This is a genomic window from Rhizobium hidalgonense (genome assembly GCF_005862185.2).
Classification (GTDB): domain Bacteria; phylum Pseudomonadota; class Alphaproteobacteria; order Rhizobiales; family Rhizobiaceae; genus Rhizobium; species Rhizobium hidalgonense.
In genome coordinates, this window is record NZ_CP054029.1 from 255,963 (window position 1) to 276,227 (window position 20,265).

The window sequence follows — 20,265 nt, forward strand, 5'->3', positions numbered from 1 at the left end:
CCCTTTAGGCCAGGCGCCCGTAGGCTATCTCTTATTCGGAAAATTCAAATGAAACCCTCGCTTTTCGTGGTGGGGCTGCCGCTTGTTATCGGCGGCTGCGCATCCACGCTTCCTCCCGACGTGGTGGCGTCTTCCGCCGCGGTCGAACAGCCGTCGCCGCGCCCGCTTACATACCGGTCGCCGGTGTCTGGCTATGTTGCCAGGCAGCCGGTCGATCCCAAGCCGTGGCGCAGACAAAACGATCTGCAGTCTCCCGCAAAAGGAGACGCCTCATGATGGGCCTTAGAAAATTAACCGCCGTGATGGCGTTCCCGCTGGCGCTGAGCGGCTGTGTGACAGGCGCCGAATATTCCAGCAAGCAAGCGGGCTTCGCTTCCGTTGCCGACAAAACCGCGATCGCGACCACCAAGCAGACGGTCTGGATCCAGAACCAGAACCAGGCCCAGTCGGCCGCCGCTGAGGTCAAAAGCCTGCTTGCGCGAAAGAAGGTCCTCGACGTCGAGACGGCCGTCCAGGTCGCCCTGCTCAATAACAGAGGCCTCCAGGCAGCCTACGCCGATCTCGGCGACAGCGCCGCCGATGCCTGGCAGTCGACGATGCTCATCAACCCGACCTTTTCCATCGGTACGACAGGCATGGGCACGCCGGAACTGGAGGCGTTCAAGACCATCGAAGGGATGATCACCACGAACATCCTGGCGCTCGCGACGCGGAAGCGGGACGTGGCGATCACCGATACCCGTTTCCGGCAGGTGCAACTGACCGCCGCCGTGAAAACGCTTCAGGTCGCCGTCGATACGCGGCGTGCCTGGATCGGGGTGGTGGCTGCCTGGGAGAACGTCGGGCAACTGCAGCGCGCCCAGGCGACAGCGGACGCTGCTTCCGAACTTGCGGAAAAGCTCGGCGAGACCGGTGCGATGACCAAAGGCGCCCAGGCACGCGAACATGTGTTCGTCGCCGAGCTCGCCGGAGAGACCGCGAAGGCCCGCCTGGCGGCACGTCTCGCCAAGGAAGAACTGACGCGGCTCATGGGCCTCTGGGGCACCGACCTGGATTACCAGGTCCCGAACAGCCTGCCGCCGCTGCCCAAGTCCGTCGTCAAACGCGATACCATCGAGGCCGAGGCTCTGAGGAACCGCATCGATCTTCAGGTGGCGAAGCTCGAACTGGAGGCGACAGCCAAATCCTACGGGCTCACGGAAGCGACGCGCTATGTCACAGATCTCCAAATCCTGACGGGCTTCGAAACGGAGCGAGAGCTAGAGGACGACGAAAAGACCACCAGAACGACCGGCGAGGTCGAGCTGGAATTCGCGATCCCGATCTTCGATACCGGCAAGGCGCGAATGCGCAAGGCCGAGCTCGCCTATATGCGGGCAGCAAACCAGCTCGCGGAGAAGGCTGTGAACGTCCGCTCGGAAGCACGCTCCGCCTATGAGGCGTACCGGTCGAACTACGACATCGCGCGGCACTACCGCAACAATGTCGTGCCGCTGCGCACCAAGGTCGAGGAGGAATCCCTGCTAACCTATAACGGCATGATCTCGAACACTTTCGAGTTGCTCACCGACACGCGTGACAAGATCAACTCCATCCTGCTCTCCGTCAACGCCAAGCGCGATTTCTGGCTTGCCGAAGCCAACCTCGCGCCTGCGATCTACGGCGGCGGCGCGACCGGTGTGTCGGCAGAGACCGAAGTCGCCGCTGCCTCCGGCAGCAGCGGCGGCGGCCATTGAGAAAGGAACCCACCATGTTCAACAGACGACAACTGTTCGGTGCGAGCGCGGCCCTGCTGGCGGCGGGCGCCTGGACGAAGACCTCGGCTATGGGGCTGCCCGACGCCCCGACAATGGAATCGGCGGACATGCAGCCGCCACTCCACCCGACCTCCGGCCCGGATTATCAGCCGGTCGTCACCCTTAACGGCTGGACCCTGCCCCACCGGACGAACAACGGTGTCAAGGAGTTCCACCTCGTTGCCGAGCCGGTCGAGCGCGAAATGGCCGACGGCATGACAGCCTATCTCTGGGGCTATAACGGCCAGTCTCCGGGTCCGACGATCGAGGCGGTCGAAGGCGACCGGGTGCGCATCTTCGTCACCAACAAGCTGCCGGAGCACACGACGATCCACTGGCACGGCATGATCCTGCCGTCCGGCATGGACGGGGTCGGCGGGCTGACGCAGCCGCACATTCCGGTCGGCAAGACCTACGTCTACGAGTTCGACCTCGTGAAATCAGGCACCTTCATGTACCACCCGCATTCCGACGAGATGGTGCAGATGGCGATGGGCATGATGGGCTTCTTCGTCGTCCACCCGAAGGATCCGGCGTTCATGCGCGTCGATCGCGACTTCGTCTTCCTGCTCAATGCCTACGACATTGATCCAGGCTCCTATGTGCCGCGGATCATGGAGATGACCGACTTCAACATGTGGTGCTGGAACAGCCGCGTCTTTCCGGACATCAGCCCCCTCGTCGTCTCCAGGAACGACAGGGTGCGGGTGCGGGTCGGCAACCTGACGATGACCAACCATCCGGTTCACATGCATGGCTATGACTTCGAGGTGACATGCACGGATGGCGGCTGGTTGCGGCCCGAAGCACGGTGGCCGGAGGTGAGCATCGATATCCCCGTCGGCGCCATGCGCGCCTATGAGTTCGACGCCAAATACCTCGGCGACTGGGCGATCCACTGCCACAAGTCGCATCACACGATGAACGCGATGGGCCACGACATCCCGACCTTCATCGGCGCTGATAAGTCGAAGCTCGCCGCGAAGATCAGGAAGCTTCAGCCGGAATACATGCCCATGGGCACCAAGGGCATGGCCGACATGGGCGAAATGGAAATGCCCATTCCAGCGAACACCGTCCCGATGATGACCGGTTGGGGGCCGCACGGCCCGATCGAAATGGGCGGCATGTTCTCGGTCGTGAAGGTCCGCGAAGGCATCTCAGCGGACGATTACTCCGATCCCGGCTGGTACGAAAACCCGCCCGGAACGCAGGCCTGGGAGTGGACCGGCGAGCTGCCGGACGCGACCAAGGCCAAAGACGCAAAGACGCAAATCACGCCGAAGCCGAAGAACGGCTGAGGATCAACATCCAACATCAAAAGAGGATCTACGCATGAAGAATTATGTATTGGCACTGGCACTCGCGGCGCTCGCAACTCCCGCCCTCGCCTCCGGCAGCCACGCCGGCGGCCATGGTGAAAAAATGGCGGTTGGCGAGCCTGGCGACAAGGCGAAGGCGACGCAGACGATCCGCGTCACGATGAAGGAAACCGACGACGGCAAGATGGTATTCACCCCGGCCGCCTTCAACGTCCGCAAGGGGCAGACGGTCAAGATCGCGATCACGAATGCCGGAACCGTCGACCACGAGTTCGTGCTCGATCAGGAAGACAAGATCCTTGAGCACAAAAAGGTCATGGAGAAGTTCCCGGAGATGGAACACGCCGACGCCAATTCCATCCGCCTTCCGGCCGGTCAGTCCGGCGAGATCGTCTGGAGGTTCACCACCGACGGCGAGTTCAAATTCGCCTGCCTGATCCCCGGCCACTACGAAGCCGGCATGCACGGCGATGTCAGCGTCGCCGGGAAATAATTCCAGCAAGGAGCCACGAATATGAAAACTGCGATGATCAAAATCAGTCTAGCCGCCCTGCTTTCAGCCAGCGCGGCCTTCGGTGCGTTTGCCGAGGAATTCACAAAGGGCGTCGTCAACAAGATCGACACCAAGGCGAAGAAGGTCACCATCAAACACGAGGATCTGAAGAACCTCGACATGCCTGCGATGACGATGGTCTTCCGAGTCGAGGACCCGGCCCTCATCGAAAAGCTGAAGGAAGGCTCGAGCATCGAGTTCGTTGCCGAACGCGTGAATGGCAAACTGACCGTCACCGAAGTAAAATAGCATATGCCCTGTCGCCCGGATCCAACCGGGCGACAGGGCATCGAGGAGTGGAGACGATGCACAGGAGAAGCTTCATCGCAATGGCGGCATCTGCATTGGCCCTTGGCGGAAGGGCCAATGCTGCCGCGCCTGGAAAGATGACGGTTTACAAGGACCCGAACTGCGGCTGCTGCCATGAATGGGCGAAGGCGATGACTGCCGCGGGCTATTCCGTCGACCTGCGCGACACGGACGACCTCGCTGCGGTCAAGGCGCGGCTGGCGGTGCCCGCCCGCTTGCAGGGATGCCATACCGCCGTTTTCGAAGGATACTACCTCGAGGGACACGTTCCGCTTCAGGCATTCAACGCATGTTGCGGGAGCGGCCAGTGGTCCGAGGGCTGGTTGTGTCGGGCATGCCGCCCGGCTCGTTGGGAATGGGAGACGATCCGCAGGCGTCCTATGATGTCTACGCGATCCCCTCTGACGGCAGGGCGCCTACGTGTTCATGGAAGTTGGTCCGAGGAAGGGCTGACGCTGCTCAGGAAACCGGAGCCGTGCACAATGCGGCCCAAAGATCGTGCTTCCAATCCTTTCCGGGCCTTGCCGAAACATCCACGGGATAGTCGACGAGCCTGATCCGAACCATCGCCGGCTGAGCGCAGCGCACGCTTGCTCGATGCCGCCCGTCGTCACGATAGTGAACGGTTCCTCCATGGTCGGTTTCGGAAAGTGTGATGACAGCGTCGAAATCGAAAGCTGGGTCGAGGGAGGGTCTTCCTTCCGCAAGGCTGAGGCTCACGGACCCGCTGTTGCCAAACGAGGCAGTGAAAAAGGCGGCATGGCTGGCGGCGAAAGACATCGATCCCGGCAGCACACATAAGATCAGAGACAGAAGAACTCGGCACATGTCCGCCTCCCAAGGTCAATGTCACGCCCAGTCTTAGCACATCCGCGGGTGCGCTGCGGGCACGCAACCAGGCTTGCCTTCCCTCGACGCACCATGCCGGACAGACAGTTCCCGGGTCGCGTCCAGCAACAGCTTTTCAAGCCGTTGCCCGCGCGGCTTCGGCCTTCATCCATTCCGCGCGCTCGGCGCCTTGCAGTTCTTCGATCGCGTCGGACGCGAAGCTCGGGACGACGCCGGTCCAGAGAAGGGCGCCATCGGAATTGGAATGGCCGTCGCCCTCGAGCTTGTAGATGCTCTCGACGATATACTGGCCGTCATTGTTCAGGCCCTTGATCTCGGAAATCTCGATGACCCGGCGTCTGCCGGTGCGCTTGAAGCGGGCGATCTGCACGACCACGTCGACGGCCGAGGCAATCTGCGCCCGCAGCGGCCGAAGCGGCATGTCGATGTCGGACATCAGCGCCAGCGTCTCCAACCGGTGCAGGGCATCGTATGGCGTGTTCGCATGCACGGTCGACAGGCTGCCGCTATGGCCTGAAGTCATCGCCTGGATCATGTCGAGCGCCTCGCCGCCGCGGCACTCGCCGACGATGATGCGGTCGGGCCGCATGCGCAGCGACGAGCGGAACAGGTCGCGGATGCTGGCGCCGCCGCGGCCGAAGCGGTCGGGCTTCGTCACTTCGAGATAGACCACATGTTCCTTGCGGATCTGCAATTCGGAGGTGTCTTCGATGACGATGATGCGTTCGTGGTCGGCAAAGGCTTCCGACAGCGCGTTCAGCATCGTTGTCTTACCGGTGCCGGTGCCGCCGGAGATGATGACGTTCTTCTGCAGCCCGACGGCCGCCTGCAGCAGCGACAGCGACTCCTCCGTCAGGCTGCCCTGGGTGACGAGATCGCGGATGCTGCGATGTTCCTTCAGAAAGCGGCGAATGGAGATGCAAAGCCCGGTGCGCGCAGCCGGCGGCTGGATCATCTGCACGCGTGAACCATCCGGCAGGCGGGCTTCCACGCTCGGCTCCTCCGGCGTCAGCCGCTTGCCGGAGAATTGCGCGATGCTGCGCGCGGCCGATTCCAGGTCCTCGCGGCTGGCAAAGCGTGTTTCGGCGCGTTCGAGCTTGCCTCGCCTTTCGACGAAGATGTCGGATGTGCCGTTGATCAGGATTTCGGAAACGCTCGGGTCCTCGAGCAGAAAGCGGATCGGCCCGAGCAGCTTGTCCAGCGCCCGGGTCAGGACCTGAAAGGTCGCCTGTTCGGCGGCGTCGTCTGAAACGGCCTTCATCAGAGCGGCATCCCGACAAGAACTGTGCTCATGCCGAACAGTGTCGCCATCATCTGAACGGCGGTCGGAAAGAACATCATCAGTGGAATGAGGACCAATGCAAGTATCAAAATGCTGCTCATCGTTTCCATCGTTCTCTCTCCGGATCGACAGGAGGGGCAAGCCCACAATGCCGGATGAGCTTAATCCAGATCGCCAGGCAACGCCATGGGCGCGTCCCCACGCAGATGGTCAATATGGCCGCGCCGATCCATCTATTCTATCGCCTTGAAAGAATTGACCAATTATGGGGCAGTTGGCGGCAGTTCATCAAGCCACGCCCAGATTTCCTATCCAAGGTAAAACTGCAGTTCCTTCAAGCGGTTAGTTCGAATTTTTCGTCGTCAACTCTGTTTCATCAAGAGACGCCTCCAAGGCAATTGGAACCCTTCGTTTCGTTTGCTTGACGGAGGGCTGGCCTTGGGCGCACTCTTGGGTCTTAATGGTGTTGCTCAACAAGCGTTGGCCACCGGGGAAGATAAACCGAAGCAGAAATTATCATTGGAACGAGCAACGTGCTGGTTCGGATCGATAGAGTATTCTTGCTTTATCTTCACCAAGGTCTTCGATCCGAAACAAACCAAGGAACGAGGAATACGCAGATGTTTGGAAAACTCAAGACTCTCGCAATTGCACTTCACCAGGACGAGCGCGGCGACATGGCCCAGATCGTCCTGGCCGTCGCCCTGATCGTCATTCCGCTGATGCTGCTTCTGCTCGCATTCGGCAAACAGATCGGTGAATGGTTCAACGAAAAGAACACGGCCCTCTCGGATGCCGAGAGAATTCCCGAGCCGGGTCAATAAGTGGGCCGGGATCATGGACACGACCTATGATCTGACCCTGATGCCTGCGGCGGCGGCTCTTGCCGTCGCCTGCGCCACGACCGCGGCGGTGCTCGATCACCGCCAGGGTCACATCCCGAACGCCGTGACCTATCCCTGCCTGCTTGCCGGCTTCATGCTGGCGGCGGCCGGCGGCGGTCTGGCAGGGATCGGCCTTGCCTTTGCCGGCGTCTTTGCGGCCGGCATGATCTTCATCATCGCCTTCGCAGCCGGAAGCTGCGGCGGCGGCGATGTCAAGCTGATGGCGGCGCTCGGCGCCATTCTCGGCCTCTGGCCCGCCATCGATGTGACCCTTGCATCGCTGATGGTCGGTGGCGTGATTGCTCTAGTCTCGATGGCGCGGCGGGTTCAGTGGAGCGTGCTGGCCAGGAACGTTGGACTGTTCGCCCTGCTCCTGCCTGCCGGTTTCCGTGATGCAGCTTCGGTGCTGAAGCCGCGCGAAACCCATCATACCGTCCGCTTCGGCGTTGCTGCCGCTCTCGGACTTCTCTGGTGCCTGTTCATGCCTGATTTCACCCCTCTTTCACTCGTGAGGTAACGGCAATGCGCGCGGAACTCGAACGCCCCTTCTTCGACGGTGCCTTCTGGAGTTCGATCTTGCACTCGCGGACCTTCTGGATCCCCGAGGATCACGGCGCGCTCTTCGGCACCTTCGCGATCGCCGTAATTTTGCTTGCCTCGATGCTGCTGCTGCCGCGGCTTTCCGCCCGCCGGCGCCGGATATCGGAGCTGCACGGCGATATGTCAGGCAGCACGACGATGATGGATTTCGTGCTCGTCACGCCGGTTTTCGTCTTCTTCATGTTCGTGGTCTTCCAGTTCGCGATCCTGGCAAAAAACCACCTCTTCACCCATTATGCCGCCTATGCGGCGGCCCGCAGCGCCCGCGTCTATTTCTGCCCGGCCTTTCCGATCACCATCCGCAGCCTGATCGACGCCAAGACCTGCGATGACGATGCCGCCCCGGGCAAGGCCGATCTTGCCGCCCGCCTGGCGCTGATCCCGGCTGCCCCCTACGACCAGCTGAAATGCGTCGGCGCCTGCCAGCCGCCGGAAGAGGCGCTGAAGGCCCTTGCCGATGCCTCCGGTCTTTCGAAGAACTGGCGGGCGATGCGTAACCAGGCCCGTTACATGTTCGATCCGCAGAACGTCACGGTCACCGTCGACCGCGCGCAAATGGCGTTCTATGCCGCCATCAACCGCTCGCCGCATGTGCCTGTGACCGCCAAGGTCGAAGCGCGCTTCCTGCTGCTCGAATATGCCGGCTGGGTCTTTGCCCGCGGCCAGAGGAAAGACGGCCGCTACTACACGATCTCGAAGGCGGAGGTGAACCTGCTATGACGCCGACCCTCATCAAGCGCCTGCACCGCGACGAACGCGGCTTCCTGTCACCGATCATTCTTTACATGACGATCGCGCTCGCCCTGATGATCGTCTGGATCCTGAATACCGGGCAGATGATCTACGACAAGCAGCGCACCCAGGACACGGCCGACGCCGCTGCTCTCGTCCATGCCGACTGGGAAGCGCGTTATCTCAACATCATGGCGATGAACAATGTCGCCTCCTCGCAGGCCACCGTCGTCATGGCGACCTCGGTCGCCTTCCAGCTGACCACCGCGGAATTGGCCCTGCGCTCGACCGCCATTCTGGCGAAACTCGCCGAATACTCTTTCACTGAAGGTTTCGGACCGGCCTCGCTCCTGCCGCCGCTTCCGCCGATGCCCTATTGCCCGGGCTGGCAGAAGGTTCCGATCGTCGGTGGCATCATCTACGGCGCTTGCCTGGCGTTCCAGGGGTTCCGGGCGACGGAGGCCACCAAGGCGATCGCCTATACGGTAAAAGCACAGATCGATTATGATCCCTGGGGCCTGATCGTGAAATCCAGCGACATCATCGACGGCATGAACGATCTCAACGACTACCTCGTCGAGAGCTTTCCGCAGCGGGTCGGCAATGAAGCCCTGCATCTGGTGCGCCTGAACAAATCGGATCATGTCGTCTTCCATCCGCCGTGCGAATCCTGCAACGACGCCGGAGAAGGCGCTGGCGGCAACCTGCCGGTCGATCGCGACGGCATCAATCCCGCTGCGGCCTATGCTGAAATGTGCCTTGCGATGAGTAGGGGCACGGAAGGGCAGGACCCGTTCCTGATGCGTGGCGAGTTTGCCAATCGCGGCTTCCCCAACGGCAAGGGTCCCCTGACCGCCGGCGGCGTCGACGGCAGCCATATCCGCGACTGGGTCAACCACGAAAGCGGCATCGACGATCAGCTGGTGGAGTTCTACATCTTCTACGAAGCCTTCGGCCCGAAATATCTGAGCAAGATCCCGTTCAAGGCGATCATCGAGCAATATGCCGATCTCAGCTGGTGGGAAGAACTTACCCTCGACGCCAGCTTTTTTGTCGCGGAGGAATTCTTCGGCCTCGAGTTCGGCGTCGTAAACCCCTTCCAGCTGCCGATCGACGTGCCACCGCGTTATTCCGACAAGCAGACAAAAGACGAGAACGATTTCACCCGCAAGTTCGACATGATCTGGAACCAGGTCTGCGGCCCTGCCGGTGGCGCGATTTCCGTGGCGGGTGCTCCCCTGCCGGTCATCTCCTTCCCGAAGCCCTACTGGCTGAAAGGACGCATCCCCTTCAACTTCACGCCGTTCGGCGGCGAACAGCTCGACGACTACCAGACGCTGGCGATCGTTTCGCGCGCCCCGCGCGCCAGGCTGCAGATCCGGATCTTCAAGGACAAGACACCCTCGGCCTATGCCTTGGCGCAGAGCTGGGTCCACAATTACACGGCCTTCGATCTCTACACGCAGGACTGGCTCGCATCGCTGGCGCCAGCCACGCTTGCCGACGACATCGGCCAGGTTTCGAACACCATCAAGCAGAGCCCGGCCGCCGACAGTTTCACCGGCCTGACCCGAGTCTTCGATCAGGGAGGAGCCAATGCCTGGGCTGCCGTCAACACACACTGAACATGCCGGCGGCGCGCCGGCCGGCGGCCTGCTGATGCGGCTGCATCGCGACCGGCGCGGCCTGGCCTCGATCGAATTCGTGCTCGCCGCGCCCGTCATCCTGCTGATCGTGATCTTCATGATTCACGCCAACAGGATTTCCACCAAGAAGGTCGGAACCATGCTCGCCATGCGCAACGCCGCCTTCGCCGAGGCGAACGGCCTGGATTGCACCTCCGATTTCTCGAACTTCTTTCCGCTCCCGGCCTTGCCGGCACTGCCGGGAGGGGACGCCCTGAGTTGCTCGCGCACGCCATCGCATGAAGGCGGCGGCGATCCGCAACGCACCTTCGTCTGGGACGACGTGCAGAACACGCTGAAGAGCGACGGCCGCGACTTTGGCGATATGGTCGGCGACCTCGCCAATGAAAAGCCGCAGTTGGTCACCGCAACGGCCGACCGCGTCTACAAGTTCAGGGATTCCGACGATCTCGATACGATCAGGAGCCTGCGTTGGAAGGACGCCTTCACGGTGGACGATGCGACGCTGTTTGCCTCGCACAACAACGACACCACCAGCAAGGGTTACGACCCGACGCTGCGGCGGGAAATCCGCGATGTCGCCGACGATTCCGGCGATCTCTTCGACGGCGTCTTTCCGGGGGCGAAATAGATGAGACAGGGCGCGCGCATCTCCATCCATTTCGCCGGCCATCTCGTGGGTTTGGCCCTGGTCATCGGGCTCGCTGCCGTAGTGGTGGCCAAACCGGGCCACGCCGAGGTCTACAAGGATTTACGGGAGACGCTGAATTCGATGCTGGCCGGCATCCTCGGCGCGCCGGAACGGGCGCCGCGCGATCTCGTCATCAACGGCCAGCCGCTGGAGTTCACGCCCTATCAAAGCGATCGCAGTATTTCCGAGATCACCGACGAATGGCTGCGGGTGCTGGCCGCCAATACCCGCCCTGCCCTGCCGAAAAGCAGCGACAAGGAAGAACTGACCGCCGTCATCGCCGCCAATATGCTGATCGTCCCGAAGGTCAGCCGCATCCGTGATGATCTCGCCGTCGTGGTGCGGTTCTTCGACGGCGACGGCGAGGCGGCGCTCGATTATCTCAAACGCCAGGACCCGAACAATCCTTCGGCAAGAGCGCCGATCCCGGGCGTCTCGATCATGATCCGGAGGCCCGCCGATGCGCCGGTGACCGACGTGCTGATGAGCCGTTTCGACGACGTCGCCGCGACACTGCCGGCCTTTGCGGCGCCGGCCGATGCCGGCAAGCTGCCGCCGTCGCTGCGGCCGCCGGCCGGCGCCGAGGTGCTGAGCGATATCGGCGATCGCGACAAGGGCCACACCTCGCGCACGGTCGTATCGAAAGGCACGATGTCGGCCTTGCGCTGGTCGGATGCGCGCGCCGATCTCCTGGTCCGCGACGGCTTCACCATCGAAACGCCGCCGGCTGAGCGCAGCGGCGTCACCGCTCTTTACGGCCGGCGCGGCAGCGTCGAGGCCAACGTTCTCTACACCAGCAGCAAGACCGACGGCCGGACCGTCGAGGTCATTCAAATCAGGCAACCCTTCGTCGAAGGAACAACACCATGAACTGGAAGCTTATTGCCGCCGTCATCGTCGGGCTCATCACCGGCGTTCTGCTCTACTTCTGGACCGAGAGCGTCAAGAACGAGCAGGTGGCTTATGCCTTCATGCGGCTCCAGCCCGACAGGAAGGTGACGAGAGGACAGGCGATCACGCCCGACATGCTCGCCGAACCGGTGATGCTGCCTGAAAGTTTCGGGGCGCTTGCCAAGCTCGCGGTGCCGGCCGCGAGCGCCTACCAGGAATGGCTGAAGGACCGGACGGCTGCCGCCGACATTCCGGCCGGCTCCGTGCTGCTCTTCCAGTATTTCGACGACAATGACGGCGGGCGCCTGACGACGATGATCGCGCCCGGCAAGCGGGCGCTGACCCTTCCCGTCAACGCTGCCGCGGCCGTCGGCCACTTCGTCGAGCCGGGCAGCTATGTCGATATCCTCGGCACGGTCGACGAGCCGGTCGAGCCAGTCGCACCCCCGGCTGCCACCCAGCCAGGAGCGCCTGCCGCTCCCGGTCAAGCACCTGTTGCAGCCGGACAGCCGCAGGCACCAGTCCAGCCGGCCTCACCGGTCGAGCAGATGCTAAAGAACTATCTCACCCAATATCCGGGTGCCGACGAGAATGACGTCAATGCCTACCGCAAACAGGCGCAGGATTATAAGCTCGGCATCAGTTCGCGCACCCGCGTTGTCACCCGCACCTTCCTGCAGAATGTCAAAGTGCTGGCCGTCGGCGCGGCGACGACGGCGGAAGGCGCCGTCACCAAGGCCAACAGCACTTACAACAACGTCACCGTCGAGGTGACGCCGGCGGAAGCCGAGATGCTGATCTTTGCGCTCGGCCAATCGAACGGCAGCCTCAATCTCGTGCTGCGCAATCCGGCCGACAATACCGTCGAGGAACTGCCGAGCATCAACTGGACGCGCATGTAAGCGTTGCGGGGGAGTGACCATGCTGTTGAAGATTTCCTATGAGGACGGCAGTGGGCGGGAGGTGATCCCGCTTTCTTCGAACGAGACCTATTTCGTCGGCGAGAGCAGCACGCTGACGCTGCCGGCCGGCGCCGGCGTCGTGCGGCTGCGCGGCAGCCATGTCTCCTCACCGCAATTCGTGCTGCGCAAATCCGGCCAGGGCTGGTCGGTGCAGCATCATGGCCGCAATCCGACGCGGGTCGACGACCAGCCGCTCAGGGCCGGGACGCCGGTGGCGGTCTCGGCGGGCATGTCGATCTGGGTGCCGAATGTCACCATTGAACTTGTTGAACCAGCGGCGGCTCAGGAAGCGGTGACGCAGTTTCCGGACCAAGAGCGGGTGCTGGCGTTGCAGATGGAGATCCATGAGCGACTGCTAAAAGACACGCAATATGACCGGCTGGTGAAGTCTTCGGATTTCGGCCGCGAGGACACGCGAAACCGCATTCGCGAGCGGCTCGACCTGTTCATCAAGGAGGCGCTCGACAGCGCACCCCAGGATCTGGTCATCCTCGTGATCAAGAACGCCGTCTACCGGTGGCTCGCAAAACGCATTGCGCGGACAGGGCGGCGCGACGCCTCTTCGAATGCCGCAAGTCTCTCACGCGAGGAGCAGGACAATCGCCGCCTCTTCGATGTCGGCAAGGCACTGATCTCGGCGCTGCAGCTCAAGCTCAATTTCGAATCCACCCGTTCCGACTTCGCCCAGCTCGACACCCGCTTCAGTGCCGCCTTCCAGTCCCGTCAGGCGCTCTTCAATGCCGGCGACCGCTATGAGATCGCCCATATGCACCTGCGCTCCAACATCGAGGAGCTGATGTACCGCTGGGGCACGATCTCGGAGCTGATGGATCTCGACGTGATCTCGGAAATCATGGTGACGCGCTATGACGAGATCTACGTCGAAAAATTCGGCCTGCTGGAACGTTATCCCTTCGCCTTCGCTAATGAGCGGCAGCTGATGAAGGTGATCGAGCGCATCGCCGTCGATTCCAACCGCTCGATCAACGAGAGCGAGGCGATGGCCGATTTCCGCATGCCGGACGGTTCGCGCGTCAACGCCGTCATTCCGCCGCTGGCGGTCAAGGGGGCGTGCCTCACCATCCGCAAGTTCGGCGGCAAGTCGCGGCTCGACATCAGCAAGCTGGTCACGGCAGGCGCGCTCAGCGAGCCGATGCGCGCCTTCCTCGAGGCGGCGGTGCGCGCCCGCAAGAATATCGTCGTCTCGGGCGGCACCGGCTCCGGCAAGACGACGCTCTTGAACAGCCTGTCGCAGTTCATCCCGATCGGCGAGCGCGTCGTCGCCGTCGAGGACACCTCCGAACTGCAGCTCGACGGCATTCACGTCGTCTATCTGCAATCGCGGCCGAAGACGGCCGAATCCGAAACCAGCGTCACCATCCGCGATCTGGTGCGCAATGCGCTGCGCATGCGCCCCGACCGCATCATCGTCGGCGAGTGCCGCGGGGCCGAGGCGATCGACATGCTGCAGGCGATGAACACCGGCCATGCCGGCTCGATGACGACGGCGCATGCCAACACGCCGCAGGACATGATGACCCGCCTTGAGGTGATGGTGCTGCAGGGCCAGAGTTCGCTGCCTGTTATGGCGATCCGCCAGCAGATCGTCGCCGCCGTCGAACTGGTCGTGCAGTTGAACCGCCTGGAAAGCGGCCGGCGCGCCGTCACCGAGATATCCGAGGTGATCGGCATCGATCCGGATACCGGCCTCGTCATCGTCGAGCCGATCTTCCATCTCGTCGGCCGCGCCGGCGGCCAGGCGGTGCATGCCTTCACCGGTTACCTGCCGAGCTTCGTCGCTGAACTGGTCGAGTTCGGCGACGACGGTGAAATCGAAAAACTCGATATGTTCGTGTAGAGCGGTTCGGCGTTTCACGGACGCGCAGAACCGCTCTAAGTTTTTGTTTTTACGCAATTCCGGACGGAAAACCGCTTCGCACTTTTCCTGGAATTGCTCTGAGGAAAAAGCCATGGATATCAGCATTCTGCAGATCTTTACGGTCGCCCTCGGCGCGGTGACGGCGGGGCTGCTGGTCTGGGGCGCGCCGGTGCGCTGGCCGGCGCCGCTGTTGCGCGCCACCGAACGCGATATCGCGCTCGCCAGCGAGGCCGCGCAGGTTTTCGGGCGCGATGCCGTTCCGCCCTATACGATGATCCTTGCCTACGGCATCACGGCGATCGTCGTCTTCGCCGTGGTCTCGCTGATCTTCGGGCCGATCTTCGGCATCGTCCTCGCCATCCCGGTGGCCTTCTTCCTGCCCAAGGCGATGATCCGCTATTTCCTGCAGCGCCGCTGGCTGCAGATCGAATCCCAGCTTCCCTATGCCGTCGACCAGATCGTCTCGGCGGTGCGCACCGGCAAGCCGCTCGCCATCGCCGTCAATGCGGTGGCCGACACCGGCCAGATGCCGGCCTCGCGCGAATTCGAGCGTATCGCCCGCGAACAGAAGCTCGGCATCGGCCTGGTCGAAGCGCTCGACCGCCACGGCCGCACTGTGCCGAGCCTGCATTTCAAGATGGTCGATGCCGCCCTCGGTCTGTTTGCCCGCCAGGGCGGTGACATTTCCGAACCGCTGACGGAAATGTCGAAATCCTTCAAGGAAATCTGGAAGCTCGATCAGAAGATCAGCACCTCGTCGTCGCAGGCGCGCATGAACTTCCGCGTCGTCAACGGCGGCGCGCTGTTCATGATCTTGATGATCTTCTTCGGCCAACCCGAGCTGATCGACAAGGTGTTCGGCAACGCCATCGGCATCGTCATCGCGATTGTCGGCGCCATTCTCTATGCCACCGGTTTCTTCTGGATGCGCTCGATGATGAAGGTGTCGGTATGATGTCGCACATCCCCCTCGCCCCGATCGCCGTCGTCTTTGCCGGCATTACCGCGGCCCTCTTCGTCTGGTGGATCGGCGATCTGCTCGGCAGCATCCAGGTGGTGCGCCGCTCCGCCGGCGGCGATGGCCCGCCGCCCAACATCGTCGACAGCATCGGCATGCGCACGCCGGTTGAATTCGTGCTCGCCCATTTCGAGCCGCTGCTGGCCGATTACGGCGCGCAGCTCGAACAGAAGCTGATCTATGGCGGCCGGCCGTTCGGCGGGGTGACGGGGCGGGAATACATCGCCCTTCTCATCGTGATGAGCCTGTTCGGCTTCATCCTGCTCGGCGTGCTGTTCGGCATTGCCAGCGGCAGCGTGATCGGCGGGCTGGTGGCCGGGCTAATCCTCGGGCTGATCCCTGCCATCTATTTCTGGGTGGTCGCCGACGACAAGATGCAGGATCGCAAGGAGCGCATCTCGCGCGAATTTCCCTATTTTCTCGATCTCGTGGTCATGACGCAGCAGGCGCAGGCGACGCTGCCGGAAAGCCTCAGGCTTTATGCCGAGGCGGCACCAGGCACGGTGATGAGCGAAGAGATCGACCAGACGCTGAAGGACGTGGCGCTCGGCACCGGCATGGTCGAGGCGCTGCAGCGCCTGGAGGCCCGCATGACCGCTGAGGAGGTCATCCGCGTCATCCGGGCGGTTATCCAGGGCGAGGTCGAGGGCAGCAACCGCGTCGAGCTGTTGCGTGAACATGCGCGCGATCTGCGCTTCCGCCGCTGGGAGAAAGCCGACCGCGCGAGCGAAAAGCTGAAAGCCAAGATTGTCATGCCGGCGATGATGATCGTCGTGTCGATCCTGCTTCTGGTGCTGGCGCCGGCAATTGTCGAGATGATGTCGAGTGGGATGTTCTGATCATGGTCTTTTCCTTCTTTCGCGGAAACAAACCCAGCCTGCTGCAGACCGGCCCCGGCGGCCAGAGCCGCAGCCATGTGCTCGACCGGCCCGAAATGTCGATCGGCCGCGCTGCTAGTGCCGATATCGTCGTCGACGATCCGTTTCTGGCGCCAATCCACGCGCGCATCGAAAAACAGAGCGACGGCGGCTTCATCATCCGCCGCATGGGGCTGAACCCGATCATGCTGCGCGGCGAAGCGCTGCTGCAGACGGCGTCGCTGAAAGCCGGCGACAGTTTTCGTCTCGGCAAGGATGTCGAGTTCCAGTTCGTCGTCAAAGCCGCCGCCAAGGAGGCGCCGAAGAAGGAAGCGGCCAAGGCAGGGGACGACAAGCCGAAGAAACCGCTGCTCAAGCAGCCGGCCTTCCTCGCCGGCATGGGGCTCGTCTATCTCGCCATTGTCGGCATCATCGGCTACGTGATCCTCTCCGGCGGCGAGAGCGCGGAGAGCGGCCCGACGGCCGAGCGCATCAATGCGGAAGCCGCCCGCATCCCGACCTGCATCAAGAATGCCAGGCGCATGCGTCAGGTTTCCGAAGCAAGCTTCAACGGCGCCGTCGGTGGCCGCGTCGGCCGCGATGGAGAGGCGACCTATGCCGCGCTTTCGCTTAGCGCCGAACCCGCCGACGACGCGGCGCTGGCAAAGGCCGCCGAGCCGATCGTCGAAGCCTATAAACGCACGGCGCTTGCCGCGCTTGCCTCGGAAAACCGCGGCAACAGAACGCTGGCGCAGAGCCTCTACCAGCAGACCTACGATCTCGTTCCCGACATCAACTGCCCGGCCGCCCGTTTCGCGCTACAGCGCCGCGCCGCCACCAAGCCGCCGGCGCGGCGGTGATTGCCCGTCGTGTGCGGCTGCTCTAGCCTCACTCGCCAATGACCGCTGTCGGCCCGAAGCGGACATTCGCCAACATCGGAATGATGCGGGTGACGAGGGCTTTAGACGCATTTGACATTCTGAGTGGCAAACAGCACGAACAGTGCAAGATCGCTCACGACAGTCTTTGTCGAAAGCTCTGCCATTGCCCATTGATCATGCCTTCAATGCCTAAGCCAATAAACGTCGCGCATCACCTTGTGCCCTCGTGCGTTCAAGAACACGAAGCCGCGCTCGGTTACCCAAGCAAGGTTCAGTTCTAACAAACGCTGTTCGAACCTGGCCTTTTGCTCGGGACTACTTTCACCGAAAAGGTATGGGAACATCACTGCCAGTTCCGCCTCTGAAGGGCTTGGATCGCCAATCAGTATCGCTCTGATCTTCATTCCGCGTTCGTTAAAGGTCAGACGCGAAGCATCCCAAAGACCGAGCCGCGCCAAATTGGCCGCGCGTTCTTCCCATCCCCACAGATGTTCGCGATCTGCGTGTTCTCGGACGGCGGCGATTTCTTCTTCAGAAAAGTCATTTGTGTCAGACAATTCAGTCTCCATGGGACAGCCGTTTTTAAAGGGAACTCCCGGGAATATGGCGTCGCGATTAGAACATTTTCGCAGCGAGTGCTAGCTGATGGACTGACACAATGTCCGCAATGGGCGCGAAGCCGGCAACGATTGGGGTTTGGTGCTAGCGCGAGCGAGACGTTGCCAAAGCCGCTGTGCCTGCGGCCACATCGACACGCGCGAGGGTTCGATTGTTGAGTTGCAGGGTGAGGCGGTGATGCACTGAAGGGAGATGAAGAGGAGGTGCCGCGCGTTCTCATCGGAGGCCTGATGTCGGCACACCCGCCTCGTCCTTCGAGGCCCCTGCGGGGCACCTCAGGATGAGGCTCTCTTGAATCCTGGCTCTGCGTTCTCCGACCTCGTAATTTGCCGAGCTCGGCCCTGCCGGCCCGACGCAGTCGCGATAGCGAACTGTCTTATGGCTGCCCGGGAGGCTTCGCCTTCCCCGCTTCGCATTCCGGCAGTCGCATAGGTTTGACGAGGTTCGCCAGCGCCTCGGGCTTGGCGCATGCCGGGAAGCCGGCGAGCGGCATTGTCTCTATGAACCGATTGCGCTCCACTGTGCTGAGGCCGGGTTCATTGATCATGCTCTCGACGGTCACGTCAGGGTGCTGTTCGAGAGTTTCCAGAGCTGAAGCATGTGCCTCATCGGTTCGACCCAGCGCCGCAAGCGAGCTGCTGCGCACCACCCAAGTCCATCTTTGGTAGTTGTTGGGCGTCATGCGCTCCAGCATCGTCACCGCGTCTGCATACCGCCCCGCCATGAAATAGGCGGGTGCGAAGAAGTTGGATGCCCACATCGGGTAGTTCGGGTCGAGCCGCATGATCTTGTCGACCATTTGAGCTCCGCGTTCCGGGTCGTTGAAGCGTGCGGCATAGCCGCTGTAAAAAGTCAGGATTTCGGACGAACCCGGAGCCAGACGAAGCGCCGTGTCGAATTCGGACTTGGCGCGGCCCATGTCGCCCTTGTTTGCCAAGCTCATAGCAAATACCGCATGGGCTTCGGCGTCGCTCGGATCAAGCCGCACCGCGCGTTCGGCGACATCGGCGGCCACCTTGCGGTTACCCTCGGGATCGACGCCAAAAACACCCATCAGATCATGCGCGTGGTAAAGTTCGACCCAGGCCCGTGCCAGCCCCGGGTCCAGCTCGACGGCGCGGTTGAGAAAGGTGATGGCCTCCTCGTCATCGGCTTTGGTGAGCTTTTCGATCTTCTCGGAGCCGAGAAGATAATAGTCGTAGGCATTCAGGTTTTCAGGCCGTTTGCGTTTGGCTGCTGCCCGCCCGACCTCCTGGATCAGGCCCACGCCGCCGCCAAGGCGGTTGGCGACCTGCTCTGCGATCTCCGTCTGAACGGCGAACACGTCCTCGGCCGGCCGGTCCCAATTCTCCGACCAAAGATGATGCCCGGTTTTTGCATCGATCAACTGTGCCGTGATCCGGACCCGGCCACTCTGCCGCTGGATCGAGCCTTCCAGGACAAAGCCGACATGAAGCGCAGTCGCCACCTGGCGGGCATCCACCGGCTTGCCTTTGTAAACTTCCGTCGAATTCCGCGCCACCACCTCGAATTCGGGAAACCGCGCGAGGTCGGTGATGACGTCCTCAGTCAGGCCATCGGCGAGGCGCTCGCTCGCGTCGTCGCCGCCATAATTGTCGAAGGGCAGTACCGCGACCGACGGCTTGCCGCTCAAAGTTTCGGGCTGCAGCAACCACCAGACCCCACCGCCCGCCAGAGCCAGCGCGACGATCGCCGCTGCAGCCGTTTTGGCCCAGCGCGGTATCATTCCAAGAAGCGGCCGACGCGCGCGTTTGCCGTCGAGCCTCAGCCGGTACATCCGCACCGGGCGGCTGATGTTCTTGACCTGTTGCTCGCCGGCGAAATCGAGCGGCCAGTCGAGTTTGCCCTGGAGATGATCGTATGCCGTGCCCGACACCACCACGCCGCCCGGTTCGGCCAAATGCTCCAGCCGCGCGGCGACATTCACCCCATCTCCGTAGATATCGCCATCCACCAAGGCCACATCGCCGAGATTGATCCCGACGCGGAATATGATGCGCTCCGGCTCCGGTAAATCGGCATTGCGCGCCGCCACAGCATTTTGAAACTCCGCGGCGCAGGCAACGGCATCAACGACGCTGTCGAAGGCAACGAGCGCACCGTCGCCCATCAGCTTGATGACGGTGCCATGGCGCTCAGAGATGGCGGGGTTGATCAGCTCGGCGCGGATGGCCTTCAGCCGCTCGATGGTGCCAGCCTCATCGGCCTCCATCGCTTTGGAGTAGCCGACCATATCCGCCGCGAGGATCGCCAGCAGCTTTCGGTCGAGCGCGAGGGTGCCCATCTTCGTTGCCTTGCATGAACATGCAATTGTGCCGGCAGTCTACACCCATCGAAGCACCGCAACCAGCATATGGGCAAAACTTGCATGTGTGCTGAGGGTGCTTCCGCTTCCCCAAAGGGGCGCTCCTCGTGGAATATCTGGCATCCGGCTGCCGACCCTGTCATAAATTGAGTTCATCCAGGGAGGAAAG

Annotated in this window: 21 protein-coding genes and 1 pseudogene; 17 read left to right on the forward strand and 5 right to left on the reverse strand. The window is 62.3% G+C overall.

Annotated features, from left to right (window positions below):
* The first annotated feature begins 48 nt into the window (after positions 1-48).
* From FFM81_RS33020 to FFM81_RS30065, 6 genes and pseudogenes are all read left to right on the forward strand, one after another.
* A complete protein-coding gene (locus FFM81_RS33020) occupies positions 49-276 on the forward strand; it encodes a hypothetical protein (protein ID WP_025418804.1) in 228 nt (75 codons plus the stop codon).
* Positions 273-1,736 (forward strand): TolC family protein, encoded by a 1,464-nt coding sequence (locus FFM81_RS30045; protein ID WP_037091184.1) that lies wholly within the window; start codon positions 273-275, stop codon positions 1,734-1,736. Before FFM81_RS33020 ends, FFM81_RS30045 begins: the two co-directional genes overlap by 4 nt.
* A gap of 14 nt (positions 1,737-1,750) precedes the next feature.
* Positions 1,751-3,097: a multicopper oxidase family protein gene (locus FFM81_RS30050; protein ID WP_003563680.1), complete on the forward strand. Its 1,347-nt coding sequence runs from the start codon at positions 1,751-1,753 to the stop codon at positions 3,095-3,097.
* Between the two features lie 34 nt (positions 3,098-3,131).
* Complete coding sequence (locus FFM81_RS30055) at positions 3,132-3,611, forward strand: cupredoxin domain-containing protein (RefSeq protein ID WP_003563679.1); 480 nt, start codon at positions 3,132-3,134, stop codon at positions 3,609-3,611.
* Between the two features lie 21 nt (positions 3,612-3,632).
* Positions 3,633-3,920 (forward strand): copper-binding protein, encoded by a 288-nt coding sequence (locus FFM81_RS30060; protein WP_003563678.1) that lies wholly within the window; start codon positions 3,633-3,635, stop codon positions 3,918-3,920.
* 56 nt (positions 3,921-3,976) lie between these two features.
* Positions 3,977-4,433: pseudogene (locus FFM81_RS30065) on the forward strand (DUF411 domain-containing protein).
* Positions 4,434-4,439: 6 nt separating this feature from the next.
* Here FFM81_RS30065 and FFM81_RS33285 read toward each other — a convergent pair.
* The 3 genes from FFM81_RS33285 to FFM81_RS33180 all read right to left on the reverse strand — a co-directional run bounded on the left by FFM81_RS33285 (position 4,440) and on the right by FFM81_RS33180 (position 6,221).
* The gene (locus FFM81_RS33285) at positions 4,440-4,808 is read right to left on the reverse strand and encodes a hypothetical protein (protein WP_003563676.1); all 369 of its coding nucleotides are present in this window, start codon (positions 4,806-4,808) and stop codon (positions 4,440-4,442) included.
* A 136-nt stretch (positions 4,809-4,944) separates the two neighbouring features.
* Positions 4,945-6,090 carry a TadA family conjugal transfer-associated ATPase gene (locus tag FFM81_RS30070; protein WP_037091182.1) on the reverse strand — a complete coding sequence of 382 codons (1,146 nt, stop codon included), beginning with the start codon at positions 6,088-6,090 and terminating at the stop codon, positions 4,945-4,947.
* On the reverse strand, positions 6,090-6,221 hold the full coding sequence (locus FFM81_RS33180; RefSeq protein WP_003594894.1) for a hypothetical protein: 132 nt from the start codon (positions 6,219-6,221) through the stop codon (positions 6,090-6,092). The genes FFM81_RS30070 and FFM81_RS33180 overlap by 1 nt, the downstream gene beginning before the upstream one ends.
* A 510-nt stretch (positions 6,222-6,731) precedes the next feature.
* On the opposite strand from FFM81_RS33180, the gene FFM81_RS30075 reads away from it, so the two are divergent.
* The 11 genes from FFM81_RS30075 (at position 6,732) to FFM81_RS30125 (ending at position 17,131) form a co-directional block, all read left to right on the forward strand.
* On the forward strand, positions 6,732-6,935 hold the full coding sequence (locus FFM81_RS30075) for a hypothetical protein (RefSeq protein ID WP_003563674.1): 204 nt from the start codon (positions 6,732-6,734) through the stop codon (positions 6,933-6,935).
* A gap of 13 nt (positions 6,936-6,948) precedes the next feature.
* Complete coding sequence (locus FFM81_RS30080; protein WP_025418797.1) at positions 6,949-7,512, forward strand: A24 family peptidase; 564 nt, start codon at positions 6,949-6,951, stop codon at positions 7,510-7,512.
* A gap of 5 nt (positions 7,513-7,517) precedes the next feature.
* Positions 7,518-8,315, forward strand: coding sequence for a TadE/TadG family type IV pilus assembly protein (locus FFM81_RS30085; RefSeq protein WP_003563672.1), 798 nt, complete (start codon positions 7,518-7,520; stop codon positions 8,313-8,315).
* On the forward strand, positions 8,312-9,952 hold the full coding sequence (locus FFM81_RS30090) for a Tad domain-containing protein (protein ID WP_138385868.1): 1,641 nt from the start codon (positions 8,312-8,314) through the stop codon (positions 9,950-9,952). The genes FFM81_RS30085 and FFM81_RS30090 overlap by 4 nt, the downstream gene beginning before the upstream one ends.
* Positions 9,924-10,604: a TadE/TadG family type IV pilus assembly protein gene (locus tag FFM81_RS30095; protein WP_138385867.1), complete on the forward strand. Its 681-nt coding sequence runs from the start codon at positions 9,924-9,926 to the stop codon at positions 10,602-10,604. The genes FFM81_RS30090 and FFM81_RS30095 overlap by 29 nt, the downstream gene beginning before the upstream one ends.
* Positions 10,605-11,534 carry a hypothetical protein gene (locus FFM81_RS30100; RefSeq protein ID WP_138385866.1) on the forward strand — a complete coding sequence of 310 codons (930 nt, stop codon included), beginning with the start codon at positions 10,605-10,607 and terminating at the stop codon, positions 11,532-11,534. It abuts the gene before it with no gap.
* Complete coding sequence (gene cpaB / locus FFM81_RS30105) at positions 11,531-12,457, forward strand: Flp pilus assembly protein CpaB (RefSeq protein ID WP_003563668.1); 927 nt, start codon at positions 11,531-11,533, stop codon at positions 12,455-12,457. Before FFM81_RS30100 ends, cpaB begins: the two co-directional genes overlap by 4 nt.
* 19 nt (positions 12,458-12,476) lie before the next feature.
* On the forward strand, positions 12,477-14,375 hold the full coding sequence (locus FFM81_RS30110) for a TadA family conjugal transfer-associated ATPase (protein WP_003563666.1): 1,899 nt from the start codon (positions 12,477-12,479) through the stop codon (positions 14,373-14,375).
* A 112-nt stretch (positions 14,376-14,487) separates the two neighbouring features.
* Positions 14,488-15,351: a type II secretion system F family protein gene (locus tag FFM81_RS30115; protein WP_097534267.1), complete on the forward strand. Its 864-nt coding sequence runs from the start codon at positions 14,488-14,490 to the stop codon at positions 15,349-15,351.
* Positions 15,348-16,253, forward strand: coding sequence for a type II secretion system F family protein (locus FFM81_RS30120; RefSeq protein ID WP_097534269.1), 906 nt, complete (start codon positions 15,348-15,350; stop codon positions 16,251-16,253). Before FFM81_RS30115 ends, FFM81_RS30120 begins: the two co-directional genes overlap by 4 nt.
* Positions 16,254-16,255: 2 nt before the next feature.
* The gene (locus tag FFM81_RS30125; protein WP_138385865.1) at positions 16,256-17,131 is read left to right on the forward strand and encodes an FHA domain-containing protein; all 876 of its coding nucleotides are present in this window, start codon (positions 16,256-16,258) and stop codon (positions 17,129-17,131) included.
* Between the two features lie 203 nt (positions 17,132-17,334).
* On the opposite strand, the gene FFM81_RS30130 is transcribed toward FFM81_RS30125, so the two are convergent.
* The gene (locus tag FFM81_RS30130; RefSeq protein WP_138385864.1) at positions 17,335-17,709 is read right to left on the reverse strand and encodes a hypothetical protein; all 375 of its coding nucleotides are present in this window, start codon (positions 17,707-17,709) and stop codon (positions 17,335-17,337) included.
* 437 nt (positions 17,710-18,146) lie between these two features.
* On the reverse strand, positions 18,147-20,075 hold the full coding sequence (locus tag FFM81_RS30135) for an adenylate/guanylate cyclase domain-containing protein (RefSeq protein WP_138385863.1): 1,929 nt from the start codon (positions 20,073-20,075) through the stop codon (positions 18,147-18,149).
* Positions 20,076-20,265 lie beyond the last annotated feature (190 nt).